General features: G+C 38.1%; 18 protein-coding genes. All 18 read left to right on the forward strand.

Annotated elements, in window-relative coordinates; translation table 11 throughout:
* Positions 1 to 320: 320 nt before the first annotated feature.
* Positions 321 to 1,526 carry a GGDEF domain-containing protein gene (locus HCH28_RS24320; protein ID WP_221683423.1) on the forward strand — a complete coding sequence of 402 codons (1,206 nt, stop codon included), beginning with the start codon at positions 321 to 323 and terminating at the stop codon, positions 1,524 to 1,526.
* Positions 1,527 to 1,634: 108 nt separating this feature from the next.
* Entirely contained in the window at positions 1,635 to 1,994 is a 360-nt protein-coding gene (locus HCH28_RS24325) for an Asp23/Gls24 family envelope stress response protein (RefSeq protein WP_004269431.1), read from the forward strand.
* Positions 1,995 to 2,012: 18 nt separating this feature from the next.
* Positions 2,013 to 3,662 (forward strand): DAK2 domain-containing protein, encoded by a 1,650-nt coding sequence (locus HCH28_RS24330; protein ID WP_221683424.1) that lies wholly within the window; start codon positions 2,013 to 2,015, stop codon positions 3,660 to 3,662.
* Between the two features lie 351 nt (positions 3,663 to 4,013).
* Positions 4,014 to 4,676: an L-serine ammonia-lyase, iron-sulfur-dependent subunit beta gene (sdaAB, locus tag HCH28_RS24335; RefSeq protein ID WP_004269429.1), complete on the forward strand. Its 663-nt coding sequence runs from the start codon at positions 4,014 to 4,016 to the stop codon at positions 4,674 to 4,676.
* Between the two features lie 14 nt (positions 4,677 to 4,690).
* Positions 4,691 to 5,599: an L-serine ammonia-lyase, iron-sulfur-dependent, subunit alpha gene (gene sdaAA, locus HCH28_RS24340; RefSeq protein ID WP_202341671.1), complete on the forward strand. Its 909-nt coding sequence runs from the start codon at positions 4,691 to 4,693 to the stop codon at positions 5,597 to 5,599.
* A 162-nt stretch (positions 5,600 to 5,761) separates the two neighbouring features.
* Positions 5,762 to 6,622, forward strand: a complete 861-nt coding sequence (locus HCH28_RS24345; protein WP_221683425.1) for a LysR family transcriptional regulator — start codon at positions 5,762 to 5,764, stop codon at positions 6,620 to 6,622.
* Between the two features lie 287 nt (positions 6,623 to 6,909).
* Positions 6,910 to 8,313, forward strand: coding sequence for a YfcC family protein (locus HCH28_RS24350; RefSeq protein ID WP_221683426.1), 1,404 nt, complete (start codon positions 6,910 to 6,912; stop codon positions 8,311 to 8,313).
* A gap of 12 nt (positions 8,314 to 8,325) precedes the next feature.
* Positions 8,326 to 9,477, forward strand: coding sequence for a M20 metallopeptidase family protein (locus HCH28_RS24355; protein ID WP_221683427.1), 1,152 nt, complete (start codon positions 8,326 to 8,328; stop codon positions 9,475 to 9,477).
* Positions 9,478 to 9,510: 33 nt separating this feature from the next.
* A complete protein-coding gene (locus tag HCH28_RS25535) occupies positions 9,511 to 10,614 on the forward strand; it encodes a mandelate racemase/muconate lactonizing enzyme family protein (protein WP_221683428.1) in 1,104 nt (367 codons plus the stop codon).
* Between the two features lie 133 nt (positions 10,615 to 10,747).
* Entirely contained in the window at positions 10,748 to 12,793 is a 2,046-nt protein-coding gene (recG, locus tag HCH28_RS24365; protein ID WP_221683429.1) for an ATP-dependent DNA helicase RecG, read from the forward strand.
* Positions 12,794 to 12,925: 132 nt separating this feature from the next.
* A complete protein-coding gene (gene fapR, locus HCH28_RS24370) occupies positions 12,926 to 13,498 on the forward strand; it encodes a transcription factor FapR (RefSeq protein ID WP_202341667.1) in 573 nt (190 codons plus the stop codon).
* 2 nt (positions 13,499 to 13,500) lie between these two features.
* Complete coding sequence (gene plsX, locus HCH28_RS24375; protein WP_221683430.1) at positions 13,501 to 14,493, forward strand: phosphate acyltransferase PlsX; 993 nt, start codon at positions 13,501 to 13,503, stop codon at positions 14,491 to 14,493.
* 18 nt (positions 14,494 to 14,511) lie between these two features.
* Positions 14,512 to 15,465, forward strand: coding sequence for an ACP S-malonyltransferase (fabD, locus tag HCH28_RS24380; RefSeq protein WP_221683431.1), 954 nt, complete (start codon positions 14,512 to 14,514; stop codon positions 15,463 to 15,465).
* Positions 15,458 to 16,204, forward strand: a complete 747-nt coding sequence (gene fabG, locus HCH28_RS24385; RefSeq protein ID WP_221683432.1) for a 3-oxoacyl-[acyl-carrier-protein] reductase — start codon at positions 15,458 to 15,460, stop codon at positions 16,202 to 16,204. The genes fabD and fabG overlap by 8 nt, the downstream gene beginning before the upstream one ends.
* Positions 16,205 to 16,262: 58 nt before the next feature.
* The gene (gene acpP / locus HCH28_RS24390; protein WP_009371143.1) at positions 16,263 to 16,499 is read left to right on the forward strand and encodes an acyl carrier protein; all 237 of its coding nucleotides are present in this window, start codon (positions 16,263 to 16,265) and stop codon (positions 16,497 to 16,499) included.
* 387 nt (positions 16,500 to 16,886) lie between these two features.
* The gene (gene rnc / locus HCH28_RS24395; protein WP_012293239.1) at positions 16,887 to 17,651 is read left to right on the forward strand and encodes a ribonuclease III; all 765 of its coding nucleotides are present in this window, start codon (positions 16,887 to 16,889) and stop codon (positions 17,649 to 17,651) included.
* 3 nt (positions 17,652 to 17,654) lie between these two features.
* Entirely contained in the window at positions 17,655 to 21,236 is a 3,582-nt protein-coding gene (smc, locus tag HCH28_RS24400; protein WP_221683433.1) for a chromosome segregation protein SMC, read from the forward strand.
* The gene (gene ftsY, locus HCH28_RS24405; protein ID WP_221683434.1) at positions 21,233 to 22,501 is read left to right on the forward strand and encodes a signal recognition particle-docking protein FtsY; all 1,269 of its coding nucleotides are present in this window, start codon (positions 21,233 to 21,235) and stop codon (positions 22,499 to 22,501) included. The genes smc and ftsY overlap by 4 nt, the downstream gene beginning before the upstream one ends.
* Positions 22,502 to 22,532: the final 31 nt, after the last annotated feature.

The following is a 22,532-nucleotide window of genomic DNA, read 5'->3' on the forward strand; positions in this document are numbered from 1 at the left end:
TCAAAGAGATGGCGGCATTACAAGGTCCTGTCTTAAATGTCGGCCCATTTGGTAAGGATGCCCATCAAAAAACAGAGAGATTGCATGTGGATAGTGCGTTTAAAGAGATGCCTGTTATGCTTGACACGCTTATTAAAAGCTTATTTTAGCCATATAAATTTTTCGATATTTAATTGAATACAATGTAAAAAGTTGATGCTATAAAGGTATCAACTTTTTTATTTATCAGAAAAATTTAGAATGACTTGTATTTTTCGTTATCATGACGATACATATAGGACATTATAATTATTTGAAAGTGGGCATGAGGAGAGAGCATGATGGAAAATCAAGAAAAATTAGCTTTTTCTATTCGCGAAGAAATGGTTCAGTCGAATTTAAAAGGGATGAGAATAGTTGCTTGGACACTCATGTATGTATCAGCCATTATTTCGTTAATACATTATGGAGAGGTATTTTTTGTGAAGGCGGAAAGAGCCATGGTTCCCGTCTATATTGCCATTCATATTGCCATGTTTTATATAAATGTTGCAGTATTATTATTTATCCGAGAAAAGCGAATTCATATTACTCCTGTTAATATACAGAAGTATGAACGGTTGGTTGTTGTTTATATTTACACAATAATGCTATTGATTACTGCGATATCGGTATTAGATGTTTACTTTTTCCGTCATGCAGCACTGTATGAGGTTATTTTAATCATTATTTGTACGGTATTCGCATTACCTTTACGAAAAATTGTCTGGATTATTTTGCTTTCTGCATCAGCCATTATTGTGAGTGCATATATGAGTGCTGGAATATCGAGTGAAAATATAAAAATTATATTACCCATGTCATTATTAATACCTATTGGTGTAATGATTCAATATCAGACCTATAAGGTTCGTAAACAAATCCATACCCAGCATATTTTATTGAATGAGGAAATGACCAAAACGAAGCGACTATCAGAATTGTTGGCTATTAAAAATAATGAATTGGCAGAGCAAGCATTAAAAGATTCTTTAACGAATCTACCTAATCGACGTGCATTTAATCAAAAATTGAATAAGATAGGACAGCAACTTTATCAAACACAACCTTTAACAGTCATAATGATTGATATTGATTGCTTTAAAAAATTTAATGATTATTATGGACATTTGCAGGGAGATGCTGCAATTGTCAAAGTCGCATCTCTATTGGAGGAAATTGCAGGGAAGTATAATGCATTTGTTGCCCGTTGGGGTGGCGAGGAATTTGTTATGATAAGCCAGCATACTCATAAGGTTGCTGAACCTGTATGTGAAGAAATTTTAGAAGAAATTCGACAACTTAATATCCCGCATTTACAATCTACTATTGCCCAACAAGTTACTGTTAGTATTGGAATGTGTCAAGCTAAAATCGCAAAATATGAGCATTTACAAACATGTTGTGAATTAGCTGACCAAGCGCTATATTTGGCAAAGCAAAACGGACGAAATAACTATTTCTGCAAAATGGCAATTTTTGATGAAGAAGCAAATGCGTCTATTTGAAGTCATAAAACGTTGCTACGAAGCCCTTCAATACCCCCTTAGGTTGCTTAAATTATAACGAAAGTGTTACAATATAGTTTAGTCAAAAAGAGCCAAGGAGGCATTTCTATGTCAATTGAATTAAACAATGAATTCGGCCAAATTGATATTTCAACAGATGTACTTGCACAAATTGCTGGTGGAGCTGCTGTAGAATGCTACGGTATTGTTGGCATGGCATCTAAACATCAAATTCGTGATGGTCTAACTGATATTTTACGTAAAGAAAACTTCGCAAAAGGTGTTGTAATTCGACAACAGGACGACGATTTACATATAGATATGTACATTATTGTTAGTTACGGAACAAAAATTTCGGAAGTGGCTTATCAAGTACAATCGAAAGTGAAATATACAGTAGATAAAACATTAGGTATGAGCGTAAAATCTGTCAATATCTTTGTACAGGGCGTTCGTGTAGCGAATTAAGAGGAGGAACTAAATCGAATGCAGTCTTTAGACGGTATAAAGTTTGCTGAAATGGTACAAATGGGGGCGCATCACCTATACCAAAATGCAAATTATGTAGATTCATTAAATGTTTTCCCTGTTCCAGATGGTGATACAGGTACAAATATGAACTTATCGATGACATCTGGTGCAAAGGAAACAGAGCATGCTGCTTCAGAGCATATTGGTAAAACAGCACAGGCATTATCAAAAGGCTTGTTAATGGGAGCGCGTGGGAATTCAGGCGTTATTCTATCTCAGTTATTCCGTGGTTTTGGGAAGTTTATTGAGAAGGAGTCAACAATTGATGCAAAGGGCTTTGCTGGAGCATTCCAAGCGGGTGTTGATACGGCATATAAAGCTGTTATGAAGCCAGTAGAAGGAACGATATTAACGGTGGCACGTGAAGCTGCGAAAAAAGGTCTAGAAGTAGCAGAAACTGAAAACGATATCATTGCCGTAATGGAAGCTTTTACAGCAGAGGCAAAGGCATCGTTGGATCGTACACCTGACCTACTGCCTGTTTTAAAAGAAGTGGGTGTGGTAGATAGTGGTGGTCAAGGCTTACTATTTGTGTATGAAGGATTTTTAGCTTCCTTGAAGGGGGAGGCTCTTCCGGAGAAAAATGATGCGACGCTAGATGATTTAATCAATGCAGAACATCATAGAGCCCAAGATTTCATGAACACTGCTGATATTGAATTTGGTTACTGTACAGAGATAATGGTACGCTTAGAAGAAGGAAAAGAACCTTTTAATGAAGAACAATTCCGTAATGAATTAAATCCTTTAGGTGATTCTTTACTTGTTATTTCAGATGAGGAAATTGCGAAGGTTCATATCCATTCCGAGCAACCAGGTTCTGTTCTATCGATTGGCCAAAAATACGGTAGTCTTATAAAAATTAAAGTTGATAATATGCGTGAGCAGCATTCAGCAATCGTGGGTGAAGAACATAAAGCGCCCACGCCTACCAAAAAAGTAGAAAAGCATCCGTATGCTATTGTCACGATTGCTATGGGTGAGGGTGTAGCAGATTTACTGCGCTCTATCGGTGCTTCCTATGTCATTGAAGGCGGTCAAACAATGAATCCTTCAACTGAAGATATCGTGAAAGCTGTACAAGAAATCGGGGCAGAAAAAGTATTAATCTTACCGAATAATAAAAATATAGTGATGGCAGCAGAGCAAGCGGTTGAACTATTAGAAATTGATGCAGCAGTTGTTCCTACTAAGACGATTCCTCAAGGAATGGCAGCGATTTTAGCGTTTAACCCAGAGGCGGCTGTTGATATAAATAAAAAAACAATGTCAGAAGCATTTGCAAATGTGAAGACAGGTCAAGTTACCTATGCAGTGCGTGATACATCTATTGATGGTGTTGAAATTCGCAAAGATGATTTTATGGCATTGGCAGAAGGTAAAATTGTCCTTTCTACACCAGCACTAAAGGATGCAGCTGAAAAAGTAATTAAGGATTTAGTCGATGAAGATGCTGAGATTGTTACAGTGATCTATGGTGAAGATACAACTGAACAAGCTGCCTCTGAGTTGGTAGCTTTCATAGAAGAGAACTATCCAGATGTAGAAGTTGAATTATTTAATGGCAAACAAGGGTTATATCCATATATTATTTCAGTAGAATAATTACATGCTACTTTGCTATTCCGTAAAGAAAGCAGTGCACAAAACGTGTACTGCTTTTGTTTATGCTACAAAGAAAATGTTGGATTAAATTTATTAAAAACGTACTAAATATGAATCATTCAATGTACGTATCCACAGGATATAAAATTTGGAAATATTGGAATAGCAACGCTTTCATAGTTGTGTATATATGGTGCGGACAATAAATGAGCATAAATATTTACTATAAATTATAGTAGTGGTAATTTTCTGAAATTTGATAAATTAAATGCTTTACTTTTATAGTACCTATCAAGCATGATATAAATAAAAATAAATATTATTATACGGATAGAATAGAGGGGTGTTTGTATGAAGTTTACTTCAGTATTTGATATTATTGGACCAGTCATGATTGGGCCTTCCTCCTCTCATACGGCAGGAGCAGCTCGCATCGGGCGTGTTGCAAGGGATTTATTTGGTAGACAACCTAAATGGGCAAAAATTCATTTATATGGATCATTTGCAGAAACGTATAGAGGGCATGGTACAGATGTTGCAATTGTAGGAGGCTTATTAAATTACGATACATTTGATGATCGCATTAAAACGGCATTTGAAGATGCCAAAAAAGCAGGATTAGAATACGAATTCATTCCTGAAACAGCTAATACTGAGCATCCAAATACGGCTCGACTTGTCATTGGAGACGATGAAGGGGAAATGTCAGTAGTCGGTATTTCAATTGGTGGCGGAAAAATTGAAGTCAGTGAAGTCAATGGCTTTAAGTTACGTTTAACTGGTGGTATGCCAGCTATTCTTGTTGTTCATGATGATCGTGCTGGCTGTATTGCCAATGTAGCCAATTGTTTGGCGATGCATGAAGTCAACATTGGGCATATGGAGGTATCACGTATCGAACGTGGTTTAACTGCTTTAATGGTGATTGAAGTTGATCAAAACATTGAGGATAAGGTGCTACAGCAAATATCTTTAATTCCATATATTACAAAGGTCTCAAAAATTAATAACTAAGGAGGTGTCCCGTGATGGACGTTTTATTTCATAATGTTCGTGAACTTGTTGAACGAGCAGAGAAAGAAGATAAATTAATATCAGAAATTATGATTGAACAGGAAATATTGATAACTGGTAGAACACGTGAAGAAATCATCCAGCAAATGGATCGAAATCTAACAGTGATGGAAGAAGCAATTGAACGTGGATTACAAGGTGTGCAATCAGTAACAGGTTTAACTGGTGGGGATGCCGTATTACTTCAAAATTATATTGCACAAGGAAAGTCACTTTCAGGTGATTTATTATTAGATGCAGTAAGTAAAGCGGTTGCAACTAATGAAGTAAATGCTGCAATGGGAACAATCTGTGCAACACCAACAGCAGGTTCAGCAGGTGTAGTACCAGGAACACTGTTTGCAGTAAAAAACAAACTAAATCCAACTCGTGATCAAATGATTCGTTATCTATTTACGTCAGGAGCATTTGGATTTGTGGTAGCCAATAACGCTTCCATTTCTGGGGCTGCTGGCGGTTGTCAGGCAGAGGTTGGTTCAGCTGCAGGTATGGCTGCCGCTGCTATTGTCGAAATGGCTGGAGGTACACCACAGCAATGTTCCGAAGCGTTTGCCATTACACTAAAAAACATGCTAGGTCTTGTCTGTGACCCAGTGGCTGGCTTGGTTGAAGTCCCTTGTGTTAAACGTAATGCTATGGGTGCATCTAACTCCCTAGTAGCGGCCGATATGGCACTTGCTGGTGTAACAAGTCGTATTCCATGTGATGAAGTAATTGGTGCTATGTATCGCATTGGACAATCTATGAGTCCTAATCTTAAAGAGACGGCACGAGGCGGTCTAGCAGCAACACCAACAGGTAAGGCGATCAGTAAAGCCATTCTTGAAAATGGTGGCTTACAAAGCATTAAAGCCCTTCAATAAAAAATAAGAAACATGCTATCTAAATAGGTAGCATGTTTTTTGTGTTGATGGATAGCTTACTGGAAAGAAAAACCCTCTTACGTACATAGTCGATTTAAGTATAATTAAATTTTAATAAGCGAATGTATTTATCTTAATTATATAGCAGGGACGTGAATAGAGATGGATTTGCGTAATTTGAAAACATTTCATGTTGTTTCAACTTACCTCAACTTTACAAAAGCGGCTGAAATTTTAAATTATAGCCAGCCTACAATTAGCCAACAGATTAAAGCGTTAGAGGAAGAGTTAGGGCATATCTTAATTAATCGAATGGGCAAGAAAATGTTTCTTTCTCAAGTAGGAAAAATAGTAAAGGAACATACAGATCAATTATTTGGGATTATTGAAGAAATGGAACAGGATTTGAAGAATTTCGAAAAGCCATTTGGTCATTTGACAATCGCTGCACCAGAGTTTTATTGTGGCTATTATTTATCGCATATTATCGGCTCGTTTTTAAAACAGTACCCTCAGGTAAACCTAAAACTTCTTTGTGCCAATAGTAAAGAAACAGCCAAACTTGTGAGTTCAAATCAAGCAGATATAGGTTTTGTAGCTGGACACCCTAGTTACGCTGGTGTAGAGGGGATTTTATTGGAGGAAGAGGATTTAGTATTGGTTGGAAATCCGCTTATTATAAAGGATCGTAATGTGCAGGAAATATTCGATGATTATCCCTTTATAACCTATGGAATGGATGACTGTATTGTCAGCTGCCTGCAAGAAATTAAGTGTAAGCCACAAACAGTAGTGGAATTTGGAAGCGAGGAAGCAATTAAGAGAGCAGTATTGGAACAAGTGGGTCTAGCCTTGTTGAGTGATATTATTATACAAAAAGAGGTAACCAAAGGGAGTCTTCAAGTTCTGTACCGATTCCCTAAAAAGTTACCTACCTATTTAATTTTTCCACAAAATGCTAAAACATTTAGTAATGTAAGCACATTTATTGATTTAGTTAAAGATACATGGAAAACAATTTAATTAGTTTGTATATCGAAAAATGAACAGAATGTTGCAGCCTGGTGAAACCGCAGGGATGTAACGTTCTTTTTCATTTTTGGATGTATCCCGTTGAATTTATATGTAAATTTATCAATAGTAACTATTTAAAATAGTAATTTTTTATTTATTTTTTTATCAATTACAATGAATAAGACGGAAATTTCAAAAAAAGGGGATGGTTTTTTATGTTGGAGAGATATGTTACGCATTGATAGTGGTCATGAAAATTTGTTTTTAATCAATGATTCAACTAAGGAGGATGGCGAATGAGTAAATTTATAGCTAATAAAGAAATAGAGCAACAAAAAGGAATTAATGTTTATGTGTTAATCTTTTGCCTTATTGTTGTATCTTCCATTTTAACGTATTTTATTCCAGCTGGTTCATTTCAACGGGAAGAAGTTAATGGACGTCAAGTGATTCAACCTGGGACATTTAGTTTTACAGATATGAACCCCATTGGCTTTTTAGATATTTTTAGCAGTGTACATTCTGGCATGATGCAAGGAGCAAGTATTATTTTCTTCGTATTGATAGTAGGAGGTACCTTTGGAATACTATCAGCCACAGGAGCATTAGAATCCTTTATCGCCATGCTATCTGTAAAAATGGCTAAACGCGAAATGTTAATAATACCAGTATTAATGTTGTTTTTCGCCTGTGCTGGGTCATTAATGGGGATGTCTGATGAAACGATTGTATATGTAGGGATTCTTGCACCGCTTGCTGTTGCCCTAGGGTTTGATGCAATTACAGGTTTTGCTATTGTTATTCTTGGTGCATCTGTCGGATTTTCGGCAGCTGTTATGAATCCGTTTACAGTAGGAATAGCACAAGAGATTGCGGGCTTGCCTTTATTTTCGGGAGTTGCTTTTCGAATTGTCATTTTTATTGTCTTATACACAGTAGCAACAATATATGTTTATCGCTATGCAAAAAAAGTGAAAAACAATCCTGAACTTGGATTTTATGGAAATTTCCGAAATGATGAGGGTGATTTCGTACAGGGGAATTCGAAAATGGAAATCAGACATAAGCTTGTTATGGCTACATTTCTTTTGAATTTTATCGTATTGATGTACGGGGTTGTAAAACTAGGTTGGTACATTACTGAAATAGCTGGTTTATTTTTATTGTTTGGTATTTTAATGGGGCTTATTGGCAAATTATCACCTTCGCATATTGCTAATTCATTTATGAAGGGTGCAGGGGATTTAGTTGGTGGCGCTCTTATCATTGGGTTAGCTCAGTCTATTTTAGTGATTTTCAATAACTCAGGATTGATTGATACAATTCTCTTTTACACATCTGCATTACTTGATTCAGTTCCACCTGTACTAAATGCAGTAGGGATGTTTATTTTTCAGTTATTTTTAAATTTTTTAGTACCATCAGGAAGTGGACAGGCTGCCTTAACGATGCCAATTATGGCGCCTTTATCAGATATGATTGGTGTTACAAGACAAACAGCCGTACTTGCCTATCAATTTGGAGATGGTATGTCGAATATTATTTTCCCAACAGTAGGTTTTTTAATGGCGGGATTATCAATTGCGGGTATCCCTTGGGGTAAATGGATAAAGTGGATTTTTCCGTTTATGCTTATTCAAGTAACAGTTGCGGTAATATCGCTCATCATTGCACAAGTCATACAATACGGACCTTTCTAAAGGAGTTTAACAATGGAAATAATGAATATAAAAAAATTAACAGAAAAGGCAATAGAGGATCGCCGTCATCTGCACCAATACCCAGAGCTTTCTGGGGAAGAATACGAAACAAGTGCGTTTATTCGCAAAAGACTAGAGGAGTTAGATATAGAAATTCTAGATTATGAGCCTCCAGGTGTAGTGGCATTTATAAAAGGGACAAAGGGAACAAAAACTATTGCATTACGTGCCGATATAGATGCCTTACCTATAAAAGAAGAGGGAGACAAACCGTACATTTCAGACAGGCAAGGTGTTGCTCATATGTGTGGCCATGATGGTCATACTGCGATTTTATTAGCAGTTGCAACATGGGTAAGCTTAAATAGAGAGAAAATCGAGCCGAATATCAAGCTTATATTTCAATCGGCAGAGGAAATCACCCCAAGTGGTGCTGATTTATTAATTCAAAAAGGTGTGTTGGAAGATGTAGATGCTATTTTTGGCATTCACTTATGGCAAGGTTTAGAGAAAGGAAAGATAGGTTTAACACATGGGCCGATGATGGCTTCTATTGATGATTTTGAAATTATAATTCAAGGGTATGGTGGTCATGGATCAATGCCACATGAAACAATTGATCCTATTTATATAGCCAGCCATTTAATGCAAGCTTTTCAAAGTATCATAAGTAGAAATGTCAATCCTATCGATGCGGGTGTCATTACAGTTGGTAATATACAAGCGGGAACCACTTATAATATTATTCCTGATACAGCAAAATTAACTGGAACGATCAGAGCATTGACACCGAACACTGTAAAAATCATTAAAACGAAAATGGTAAGTTTAACAGAAGGAATTTGCCGAGCATTTGGAGCAGAAGGAAAAATCGATTTTATTTTAGGAACACCTCCGCTCGTCAATGATCCAACACAATCGCGATTTATTGAATCGATTGTACGGGAACAATTTGGAGATACCGCATTTAAGGTAGTCGAACCAGTCATGGGTGGAGAAGATTTTTCTTATTATTTACAACATAAGCCTGGAGCATTTGTTTTTGTAGGTATGGGTGGTGACAAAAGCCAATATCCACATCATCATCCACGATTTGATCTAGATGAAGATGTTTTCCCTGATGCGATTCAACTATTTATAAATATTATCTTGCAACATAAATAATCAGACTATTTATACGAAAAGGAGTTTTACATCGTGATAAAAAAGATTGAAGTGTTTGCAGCACGTTTACAATTAAAGGAACCATTCGTTATTTCTTATGTTCATTTAGATGATATGCCAACTATTCTTACCAGAATAGAGACGGATGAGGGTGTAGTTGGCTGGGGCGAAGCTGTGCCTGATCAAAATGTGACGGGTGAAACTTGGGAGAGCACGTATCACGTTATTAAACATGAATTAGCACCATTATTGATTAATGAAGATCCATTTGCAGTAGATCGTATTCATAAAAAGTTTAATGAAAAAATTGATGGAGTCCCTTCAGCAAAAGCCGCATTGGACATTGCGCTCTATGATTTAATGGGGAAAATGACTGGTCAACCAGTTTATCAATTAATTGGTGGAAAAGCACATGAGGAATTACAGGTGCCAAGAGTAATTAGTATTAAGAGTCCAGAGGAAATGGCTCAAGATGCAAGTGAATTTGTTAAATCGGGTTTCCGTAATATTAAAATTAAGGTTGGTACAAATGCTGATTTAGATATTGCTCGTATTCGTGCGGTAAGAGAAGCAATAGGTGATGAGGTGCAACTGCGGGTAGATGCCAATCAAGGTTGGAATAGGATGGAGACACTAAAAGTTATTAGAGAAACTACAACTTGTCATGTAGATTGGTACGAGCAACCAGTAAAAGCACATGATTTAAGAGCGCTAAAAGAAATTAGAGCCCTTTCACCTTGTAGTATTATGGTAGACGAGGGTGTTCATACTATTTATGATTTAGTCGATGTCATAGAAATGCGTGCTGCGGATATGCTAAATATAAAATTGATGAAATCAGGTGGAATCTATCCAGCTCTAGCTCTTGCAAGTCTTGCGGAGGCTGCAGAGATGCCTTGTCAAGTAGGCTCTATGGTTGAATCAGCAATCGGAACAATGGCTGGGGCACACCTAGCCATCAGTAAGTCGATAATCCATACAAACGAGATGGTCGGACCATTAATGTTTGTAAAAGATGTGGCAAATGTTACATACTATAAAGACATCCTGCAGTTAAGCGATAAAGCTGGATTAGGAATAGAAGTTGATGAGCAATGTGTGAAAGAAATTACATGTTTCTCCTGTGAAATTAAATAATCAAAAGCTTAACCCTATCAATCATTGGTAGGGTTTTTGCTTATGTGTAGGGTTAGTGAAATAATTTATGGTAAATTAGATAGAGAGAGTATAACACTACATAAACAATCAATGAAGGGAGTTGTGGGATAAGATGACTGAATTATATGGACCCGTCAATGAATTAAAAGGCGTCGGGAAAGAAACAGCAGCCCATCTTGAATCACTAGGAATCAATACAATAGCTGATTTATTATGGACGTTCCCACATCGACATGAAGATTTTCGTTTAAAAGATTTAGCACAAACACCACATAACGAACGGGTTACAGTTGAGTGTAAGGTGGAGCGGGAGCCTACGATTTTATTTTTAGGTCGCAATAAGTCAAGACTCCAAGTAAATGTTTTAGCAGGAAGACATTTAGTGAAAGTCGTATTTTTCAATCAGGGCTATTTAAAGCAAAAGCTTGTACCTGGTTCCATTATTACGGTGACTGGTAAATGGGATCGTGGTAGACAAGTAATCAATGGCACTTCAGTTACATTTGGTCCTAAAACAGATCAAGTTGACTTTGAGCCTGTCTATAGTCTGAAAGGTTTGATCCCCCAAAAAAGATTTCGAAAATATATGCGACAAGTGTTAGACGATTGTGGGGAAGTACTGCCAGAGACCATTCCATATTATTTACAAGAGTCGTATAAGCTTGTTTCAATAAGAGAGGGCTTGGAGGGTATTCATTTTCCACTGGATGCTGAACATGCTAAACAAGCAAGGAGACGCTTTGCCTATGAGGAGCTATTAAATTTCCAATTGCGTATTCAAGCTTTACGGAAAATAAGGAAGGATAGTGAACACGGTACAGTTATTCAATTTAATGTGCATAAGTTACGAGATTTTATCGCTTCCTTACCCTATGAATTAACGAATGCTCAAAAGCGCGTGGTGAATGAAATTTGTAAGGATTTGAAGGAACCACATCGAATGAATCGCTTGCTACAAGGGGATGTAGGTTCAGGTAAAACCGTCGTAGCAGCAATAGGGCTATATGCGGCCGTAACAGCAGGTTTTCAAGGCGCCTTAATGGCACCAACTGAAATATTAGCGGAACAGCACTTAGAGAATTTGAAAGAATGGTTCCAACCATTTGGCGTTCGTGTTGCACTCTTATCCGGATCCACTAAAACAAAAGAGCGACGTGCGATATTAGCTGATCTGGCAAATGGAGATCTTGATATTGTTATTGGTACACATGCACTAATCCAGCCAGATGTTATTTTTCATAAACTTGGCTTTGTCATCACGGATGAACAGCATCGCTTTGGTGTGGAGCAACGACGTATTTTGCGTGATAAAGGGGAGAATCCCGATGTGCTTTTTATGACAGCTACCCCGATACCACGAACATTAGCTATTACTGCATTTGGGGAAATGGACGTATCGATGATTGATGAAATGCCAGCAGGGCGTAAGCAGATTGAAACGCATTGGATGAAGAAAGAACAATTCGGCTCCGTTTTATCTAAGCTAGAATTAGAGTTAGCGGCTGGAAGACAAGCCTATGCGATTTGTCCGCTTATTGAGGAATCCGATAAGCTTGATGTTCAGAATGCTGTGGAAATTTATGAGCAGCTAGCGACTTATTTTAAAGAACGTTATCATGTCGGTTTAATGCATGGGCGTTTATCAGCTGATGAAAAAGATGAGGTTATGCGTGCTTTTAGTGAAGGGACTATTCAAGTTTTAGTTTCTACAACCGTTGTAGAGGTAGGAGTAAATGTACCAAACGCTACCTTTATGATTGTCTATGATGCTGAACGCTTTGGCTTAGCACAGTTGCATCAGCTTCGAGGTCGCGTTGGTCGTGGTGAGCACCAATCATACTGTATTTTACTTGCAGATCCTAAGTCTGAAGAGGGGAAAGAACGTATGCAATCGATGACAGAAACAAATGATGGTTTCCGTTTAGCTGAAAAAGATCTTGAATTAAGGGGGCCAGGAGACTTTTTTGGTAGAAAGCAAAGTGGTTTACCTGATTTTAAAATAGCTGATTTAGTACATGATTATCGTATATTGGAGACCGCTAGAAAAGATGCCTCAGAAATGCTTGAAACAAAAGCGTTTTGGCAGGATGACGACTATCAATACTTGCGTAAAATGCTAGAAGATACTGGTGTTTTACAAGGAGAGCGCTTCGATTAATGTGGGAAGCTTGTTAGCAAAGAAAGAGTGTAAGTACTTGATTTCAAAACAAGTCTTGCATTCTTTTTTTATACTCTATATACTGATATTAGTACCAAGTGCTAATAACAACTCAAAAGGTGGCGAATGAAGTTGAGACGAACGAAAAAAGAGCGACAGCGACTACTATCTGAAACGATAGCTGAAAATCCATTCGTCACAGATGAACAGCTAGCAACACAGTTTCAGGTAAGTGTCCAAACAATTCGTTTAGACCGTATGGAATTATCAATACCAGAATTACGCGAGCGAATTAAAGACGTTGCTTCAAAAAGCTATGAAAATGAAGTGAAATCTCTCCCGATTGATGAGGTCATTGGGGAGATAGTAGATATTGAATTAGATCATCGAGCACTCTCGATTTTTGATGTACAAGAAGAGCATGTTTTTCAGCGTAATGGCATCGCACGTGGGCATCATTTGTTTGCGCAAGCAAATTCATTAGCGGTTGCAGTAATTGATGACGAACTAGCATTAACCGTACATTCCAATATTACGTTTGTGAAACCTGTACGAGCTGGAAATCGTGTTATTACAAAAGCGATTGTTATCGGACGAGATGAACAAACACATCGAACAAAAGTTGAGGTAACATCTACCGTTAATGGTGAAACCGTTTTTGTTGGTGAGTTTGATATGTACCGCACGAAAGGTAAAGGTGAGTAACAATGAAATTAGCGCTTGATGGAATGGGTGGAGACAATGCACCAAAATCAGTTGTTGAAGGTGCACTTTTAGCATTAGAGCAAATTCCAAACTTAGAAATTCAACTATATGGTCATCAAGATAAGCTGGAACCATTTTTAAAACAACATGATCGATTAAAGGTTATACATTGTGAGGAAGTAGTAGAAGGAACTGATGATCCTGCCCGTGCTGTTCGTAGAAAAAAAGATTCTTCAATGGCGCGTATGATGGATGCTGTTGAAGAGGGTAAAGCAGATGCTTGCCTTTCTGCAGGCAATACAGGGGCCCTGATGGCGGGTGGCCTATTTAAAGTAGGTCGCATTGAGGGAATAGCCAGACCAGCATTAGCTACAACGCTACCAACATTAGACGGTAAAGGGTTTTTAATGCTTGATTTAGGGGCGAATGCAGATGCTCGCCCAGAGCATTTAGTGCAATATGCCATTATGGGAGATATTTATGCTAAAAAGGTTGGAGGTTTACAAAAACCTCGAATTGGCTTATTAAATATCGGTACCGAGGATAAAAAAGGGAATGAATTAACAAAAGCTACCTTCGAATTATTGAAGGAAGCAAATTTTAATTTTATTGGAAATGTAGAAGCACGTGATTTACTTGAAGGAGTAGCTGATGTTGTTGTAACAGATGGCTTTACAGGAAATATGGTGTTGAAGTCTATTGAAGGGACAGCAGGTGCTTTATTTTCTATGTTAAAAGAGGCCTTTATGTCTTCAACGAAAACGAAAATTTCAGCAGCGCTCATGAAAAATAATTTACGTGACTTAAAAAATAAAATGGACTATACAGAATATGGTGGCGCAGGATTGTTTGGCTTACAAGCACCTGTTATTAAGGCACATGGATCATCAAATGCAAAAGCGATTTTCAGTGCCATTCGACAAGCCAATACGATGGTAGAGCATACGGTTATTTCGACGATTACCGAGACAGTACGCCACATAGAAATTGATTAAGCAAAGGGGATTATTCAAATGACAAAAATAGCATTTATTTTTCCAGGACAGGGTTCACAAGTAGTTGGAATGGGTCAAGAATTTGTTGAGAATGCTGCAGAAAGTAAAGCATTTTATGATCGCGCAGATCAAGCTCTTCAATTTGAATTATCTAAATTAATGTTAGAAGGTCCAGCAGAAGAGTTAACACTGACATATCATGCACAGCCAGCACTACTTACTACTGGTGTAATGGTGGCTGAAAAGTTACGCGCAGCAGGTATAAAACCACACTACGCAGCGGGCCATTCACTTGGAGAATATGGTGCATTGGTGTTAGCAGGTGTTATGTCATTTGATGATGCCGTGTCAATCGTGCATAAACGAGGTCTTTATATGAATGAAGCTGTGCCAGCAGGACAAGGCGCAATGGCGGCAATTTTAGGAATGGAACTAGAGGCATTGAACGAGGTAACAGAGCAGGTATCAGCATCAGGTGACTCTGTTCAGGTGGCTAATGTGAATTGTCCAGGACAAATTGTTATTTCGGGCACTAAAGAAGGTGTGGATAAAGCAAGCGTTGCTGCTAAAGAAGCTGGAGCAAAACGAGCAATACCTTTAGTTGTAAGTGGTCCCTTCCACTCTGATTTAATGCGTCCATCTTCAGAGAAACTGCAAGCAGCATTGGCAGAGATCTCTTTATCTGCACCTGAAATTCCTGTAATTGGCAATGTGATGGCGAAGGAATTAAAAGATGTAGCAGCAATACAACAAGAGCTAGTTGAACAGGTATACAGTGCTGTTCAATGGGAAGCTTCTATGCGTGAAATGCTTGCGCAAGGTGTTGACGTTTTTATCGAATGTGGACCTGGTAAAGTATTAAGCGGTCTCTTGAAAAAAATTGATCGCTCTGTTGCAGCTTATTGTGTGTATGATGAAGCTTCGTTAGAAGCAGTTTTAGAAGCGTCGAAGGAGTGGTCAATCAATGCGTAAATTAGAAGGAAAAGTAGCCGTTGTAACAGGAGCTTCAAGAGGGATTGGACGTGCTATTGCTTTAAAGCTTGCAGATGAAGGTGCTAAGGTTGTTGTGAACTATAGTGGCTCTCAGGCAAAAGCAGAAGAAGTAGTAGCGATGATTCAAGAAAATGGTGGCGAAGCAATTGCTGTACAAGCTAGCATCTCTCAAACAGAAGAAGTGACAGCATTAATGGATGCTGCTGTGAAAACATACGGCTCCCTTGATATTTTAGTGAATAATGCTGGTATTACAAGAGATAACTTGATCATGCGTATGAAAGAAGACGAATGGGATGATGTATTAAATACAAACCTTAAAGGTGTTTTCCTTTGTACGAAAGCGGTCACACGTCAAATGATGAAGCAACGTGCAGGTCGCATTATTAATATTTCTTCCATCGTTGGTGTAGCAGGTAATGCTGGTCAAGCGAACTATGTTGCGGCTAAAGCAGGTGTAATTGGACTAACGAAAACGACGGCAAAGGAATTAGCTTCTCGTAATATTTTAGTTAATGCTATTGCACCAGGTTTTATCGAAACAGAAATGACAGAACAATTGCCAGAGGATATCAAACAAGGTATGCTAACACAGATTCCTCTTGCGAAACTTGGTCAGCCAGAGGATATTGCAAAAGCAGTAGCTTTCTTAGCATCGGATGACGCAAATTATATGACTGGACAAACGCTTCATATTGATGGCGGTATGGTCATGTAATTTCAATTAGGCATATACGCTGATTTTTTGTATAATCATTTGAGGGGAGGTGAATCATTTGTCTACAGTATTAGAACGCGTAACAAAAGTAATCGTGGACCGTTTAGGTGTGGAAGAAAGCGAAGTAACGCTTGAAGCTTCTTTCCGTGATGATTTAGGTGCTGACTCATTAGACGTAGTTGAGCTTGTAATGGAGCTTGAAGACGAATTCGATATGGAAATTTCTGATGAAGATGCTGAAAAAATCTCAACAGTAGGTACTGCAATCTCATACATCGAAAGTAAATTAAACTAATTTCGTTTAAACTTTATTTAGTGAAAATAGATCACCTCTAATGGTGTAATGGTCATCGTAATCATACAATGGTTTTATGGTAGCTTGAATAAAGTAGAAATTACTTTTTCTGCATTCCTTGTTTGAAGGAACAGATTCAATGAATGAAGATGTATTTAAAGGGGACGAAATGGATCGGTTTTCGATCTATTAACGTCCCTTTTTTATGTTAAAAATCTAATGACAGTCAGCTTCAAAATGCTCTCTAATGGGAGATGCATGCTGAATTAAGAGGGATTTTCGGAAAAATTTCCAAAACATTGTGTTTAAGCCGAAATACTTTTGCATAAACGCCCTGAAAAAGGTACACTAAAACGGTAGAAACTATTAGGAAGGCAGATTTGTTCAATGGCTATGAAAAGAAAAGGAACTATGCAGAAATCTGGCGTACTTCCTGAAAAAGTACGCAACCAATTTGAGCTGTTACAGCATGAATTAAATATCACATTTATTAATAAAAATTTATTGTACCAAGCATTCACGCATTCATCTTATGTGAATGAGCATCGCCGTAAATTATTTACGGATAATGAGCGTCTGGAATTTTTAGGAGACGCAGTACTTGAACTGTCTGTTTCTAAATATCTTTTTGAGAAATACCCAAATATGAGCGAGGGTGAGTTAACAAAGCTAAGAGCTTCCATTGTATGTGAGCCATCACTAGTGATTTTTGCTAACGAGCTAGGCTTTGGACGCTTTGTATTACTTGGAAAAGGTGAGGAATTAACAGGTGGTCGGGAACGTCCAGCGCTGCTTGCAGATGTCTTTGAGTCATTTGTAGGTGCACTCTATTTAGATCAAGATTTACAAACGGTCGTGTCATTTTTAGAACGAATCGTGTTCCCAAAAGTAGAAGTCGGTGCTTTTTCGCATGTGATGGATTTTAAAAGTCAATTGCAAGAAATGGTACAGCAAACGAATAATGGACTTCTTCATTATGAGATTATCGATGAAAAAGGCCCAGCACATAATCGTACCTTTGTATCAAGCGTATTATTAAATGGACAAGAGCTTGGTATTGGTCGTGGAAAATCAAAAAAAGAAGCCGAGCAGCAAGCTGCACAATGTGCAATGCGGATGATGCGTGAAGAAGCTGCAAAAGAGGAGGCTTAATAGATGTTCCTAAAACGACTAGAAGTGATTGGCTTTAAATCTTTTGCGGAACGCATTGGAATTGATTTTGTACCTGGTGTTACAGCCGTTGTTGGACCAAATGGCAGTGGAAAAAGTAATGTCACAGATGCGATTCGTTGGGTACTTGGGGAGCAATCGGCAAAGTCGTTACGTGGAGCAAAGATGGAAGATGTTATTTTCGCTGGGAGTGACTCTCGTAAGCCACTCAACTTTGCAGAGGTAACACTTATTTTAGATAATACTGACGAGCAACTTGCTTTTTCTTATACAGAAGTCAGTGTAACAAGACGCGTATACCGTTCAGGTGATAGTGAATATTTATTAAATAACCAACAGTGTCGCCTGAAGGATATTACGGACTTGTTTATGGATTCAGGACTTGGGAAAGAGGCATTTTCAATTATATCTCAAGGTCGTGTTGATGAGATTTTAAATAGTCGACCTGATGACCGACGTTCTATTTTTGAAGAGGCTGCTGGCGTTTTAAAGTATAAAATAAGAAAGAAAAAAGCGGAGCATAAGCTTGTTGAGACAGATGAAAATTTGTATCGTGTATTAGACATTCTCCATGAATTAGACAACCGATTAGAGCCGCTTGAAATGCAGGCATCTAGTGCAAGAGATTATGTACAAATGTCTTCTGAGCTAAAGGATTTTGATATTGCCATTCTTGTGCATGATTTTAAAAATTGTGCACAATCTTTGCATGCGCTTAAAGAGGAATTTTCGAAGCTTTCTGCAACAGAGTTAGAACAAGCTCAAAGTATTTCAATGATTGATCAAAAGACCGCCAACATACGTAAGCTATTAAAAGATCTAGATGATTATTTGGATGTGTCGCAGGCTGAGCTTGTCAATGCCACTATGGAGGTAGAGCGTTGGGATGGTCGTAAGGCATTGATGGCTGAAAAACGCCAAAATGCATCGAATCAACTATTACAACTGAATACAACATTACAAGAGGCTAAGGCGGAAGTAGAATTACTCCTGGTTCAAGAACAGGAGAAAAAAGAAGTGTTTTCCGAGAAGCAACAAGCCGTATCAGTGTTAAAGCAGAGCATCAAGCAGTTAGAACAATCATTAAATCGGTCTGTGACAGAAATCGAGGAAGAAATAGAAAACTATAAAAATCGATATATTGATTCATTAAATGAAGAAGCAACAGTGAAGAATGAATTGAAAAATATCGATCAGCAATTAGCTCAACAAAAGGCAATGGCGGCAAAAATGTCCGATCAAACAGATGAAATTGGACAAGAGCTTATGCAAATCATTGCTGAAAAAGAAAAGTTAGTGGTGGAACATGCCTCGACAACCAATGATTTACAGAAAAAATTAGAGCAATATGAAACCTTACAAATACAGTTGAAAAATGTCAATATTTCTTTTAGCGAAAAACAGGATATGTTGTACAAAGCGTATCAACACCAACAACAACTAAAGGCTAGAAAAGATACATTAGCTGAACTCGAAGCTGATTTTTCTGGGTTCTTCCAAGGTGTTAAAGAGGTCTTGCTTGCTCGAGATAAAGGTGATTTACAAGGTATTGAGGGTGCTGTAGCAGAGTTAATCCAAGTTGAAGGAAAGTATTCACAAGCGATTGAAACAGCTTTAGGTGCTGCCTCTCAACATATTGTCACAACCAATGAGCGCCATGCGCAACAGGCTATTCACTGGTTAAAACAAAAACGGGCTGGACGTGCTACTTTTTTACCGAAAACAGTCATGAAATCACGCAAAATTAATCCAGGAACTATTCAGCTAGCAACTGAACATCCTGCCTTTGTTCAAATGGCAGATGCACTTGTCACTTTTAATGAAGACAATCGAACAATTGTTGAAAATCTATTAGGGAATGTGATCGTGGCATCAAATTTAGAAGGTGCAAGTCAAATTGCCCGATTATGTGGTTTCCGATACCGAGTTGTCACACTTGAAGGAGATATTGTTAATGCAGGGGGTTCCTTAACAGGTGGTGCACTGAAACAGCAATCCTCACTCTTTACAAGAAAAGCAGAGTTAGATGATTTAATCATTAAGCTAGAATCGTTACAGGCTTCCATTTATAGTGCTGAACAGGCTGTTGCAGCCGAAAAAGAGAAGCTTGCAGTACTGCGAGATCAAGTAGAGCAATTAAAGCTTGAAGGAGAGCAATTACGAAAAGATGAGATGCAACAGTCAAGTCGTATTCGTGAGCTAGAAGTCGTAGAAAAAAGCTTATCGGCTAGAGTAACCTTTGCTTCAACTGAAACAAAAGATGTAAAAACACGTGAGGAAGCATTGTTAACACAAAAGCAAGCAGCAGAGGAGCGCTTAAATACCCTTGCTGTAGAACTTGTCGAAATCAATGAAACTGTCGAACAATTAATTAAGGTAAAGTTACAGGGGGAGACAGAGAAAGATGTCTTACGAGAACAGCTTGCCGAAAAACGTTCACAGCTAGCGGTTATGCAAGAACAAATGTCACAAGTTCAAATTACGACTGCTGAACTGGCACTGCAATTAAACAAAGCACAACAAAAAGTTAAAAATATTTCTCAGGAAATAATGTGGCTTCAATCTGATGAATCGACAAATCATTTAAGTGATGAAGAGGTCGAGGAACAGGTTGTGACATGGAAAGCAAGAAGAGATGCCTTACAAGAGACTATTTCTGAAAAGAAAGAACAGAAAATAGGACAACAACAAGAACTCTCTACATTAGAAGAACAACTCAAGGAACTACAGCGTATTCATAAAGGATACCTTGAAGCAATTCGTGCCAATGAGTTAAAACGTAATCGTGTAGAATTTGAAATGGATAATTTTATCGAACAACTCGAAGAAAATTATCAGTTAACATTCGAAGAGGCTGAGAAAGAAGCTCTGGCAATAGAAGATGAAGAGTTTGTGCGAAGACGTGTTAAATTGTTAAAAAGATCCATTGAAGAGCTAGGACCTGTTAATTTAAGTGCGATTGAGGAATATGATAGAGTACTAGAACGTCATACTTTCTTAACTGAACAACGAGAGGACTTGCTTGCTGCACAGGAAACATTACATGAAGCAATCAAAGAAATGGATGAAGAAATGACGTTGCGCTTTAGTGAAACGTTTTACGCTATTAGAGAGCAATTTAAACGTGTTTTCCGTGAATTGTTTGGCGGGGGGCAAGCTGATTTGGTTTTAATTGACCCACAAAATTTATTGGAAACAGGCATTGAAATTGTAGCACAGCCTCCAGGGAAAAAATTACAGAATTTAAGTTTACTTTCTGGTGGGGAGCGTGCACTTACGGCCATTGCTTTACTATTCTCCATCTTAAATATTCGACCTGTACCATTTTGTATTCTGGATGAGGTAGAGGCGGCTTTAGATGAGGCGAACGTTGTGCGTTATAGCCAATATTTGAAAAAGTTTAGTCTCGACACACAATTCATTGTAATTACTCATCGTAAAGGAACAATGGAGGGAGCTGATGTCTTGTATGGTATAACAATGCAAGAATCAGGTGTGTCGAAACTTGTATCAGTAAAACTAGAAGATGAACCCGTACTTGCGGAGCAAAGGAGCGAACAAGCATGAGTTTTTTTAAACGTTTAAAAGATAAATTAATGGGTAATCCAGCAGAGGAAGAGAGGCTAGACCCAACAGACAAAGAACAGGAATCCGACCATTTGGAGCCGGAGCTTGAAGAATCAAACGCCATTGAGACCGTTGATCTAAAAGTGTCTGAACAAGATGAAGCATCACCTGAAATGGCGATTGTGAAAGAAGCCGAAGTGGAAGCTGAGCCCTCACCTGAAATAGAAGAAGCACAGCTAGATGTTCAAGAGCTAGCAGTAGTAGAGGATGAACCACTGGAAGAGAAAAAGCCTTCTGCTTGGTCAATAACACAAAAATTCAAGGCTGGTCTTGAAAAAACACGTAATTCCTTTACATCAAAAGTGAATGACCTTGTTGCACGCTATCGTAAAGTGGATGAGGATTTCTTTGAAGAATTAGAGGACTTACTATTACAGGCTGATGTTGGATTTGAAACTGTCATGGAACTCATGGATAAACTGCGTTATGAGGTGCAACGTAAAAATATTAAAGATACAAATGGCATCCAAGCAGTGATTTCTGAGAAGCTTGTAGAAATTTATGAGCAAGGTGAAGAAGATTTAATTGAACTAACTATGCAGCCAGATGGTGAACTAACTGTTATTCTATTTGTTGGCGTAAATGGTGTTGGGAAAACAACAACGATAGGTAAGCTAGCGCACCGTTTAAAATCTCAAGGGAAAACGGTTGTATTAGCTGCGGGTGATACGTTCCGTGCAGGTGCTATAGATCAATTGCAAGTATGGGGAGATCGTGTTGGTTGTGAGGTTATTAAACAATCAGAGGGCTCTGACCCAGCGGCAGTCATGTATGATGCGATTCGTGCAGCAAAAAACAGAAAAGCGGATGTGTTGATTTGTGATACAGCTGGACGCTTGCAGAACAAAGTGAACCTAATGAATGAGCTAGAAAAAGTTCATCGTGTTATTTCACGTGAAATTCCAAATGCTCCACATGAAGTATTATTAGCATTAGATGCTACAACTGGCCAAAATGCGCTTGTTCAAGCACAAACATTTAAAGAGGCAACGAATGTGACAGGAATTGTTTTAACAAAGCTAGACGGTACTGCTAAAGGGGGTATTGTTCTTGCTATTCGTAACAAGCTGCACATTCCTGTGAAATTTGTGGGTCTTGGTGAGAAAATGGATGATTTACAGCCATTTGATGCCGAACGATATGTCTATGGACTATTTGCTGATGGTTTGGATAAGGAACTACAAAATAATGATGAGAACAGCTAACAGTGGCTGAATAGTTTTATATTGATTGCCA

It is taken from the genome of Lysinibacillus sp. K60 (assembly GCF_019731275.1).
Lineage (GTDB): Bacteria > Bacillota > Bacilli > Bacillales_A > Planococcaceae > Lysinibacillus > Lysinibacillus capsici.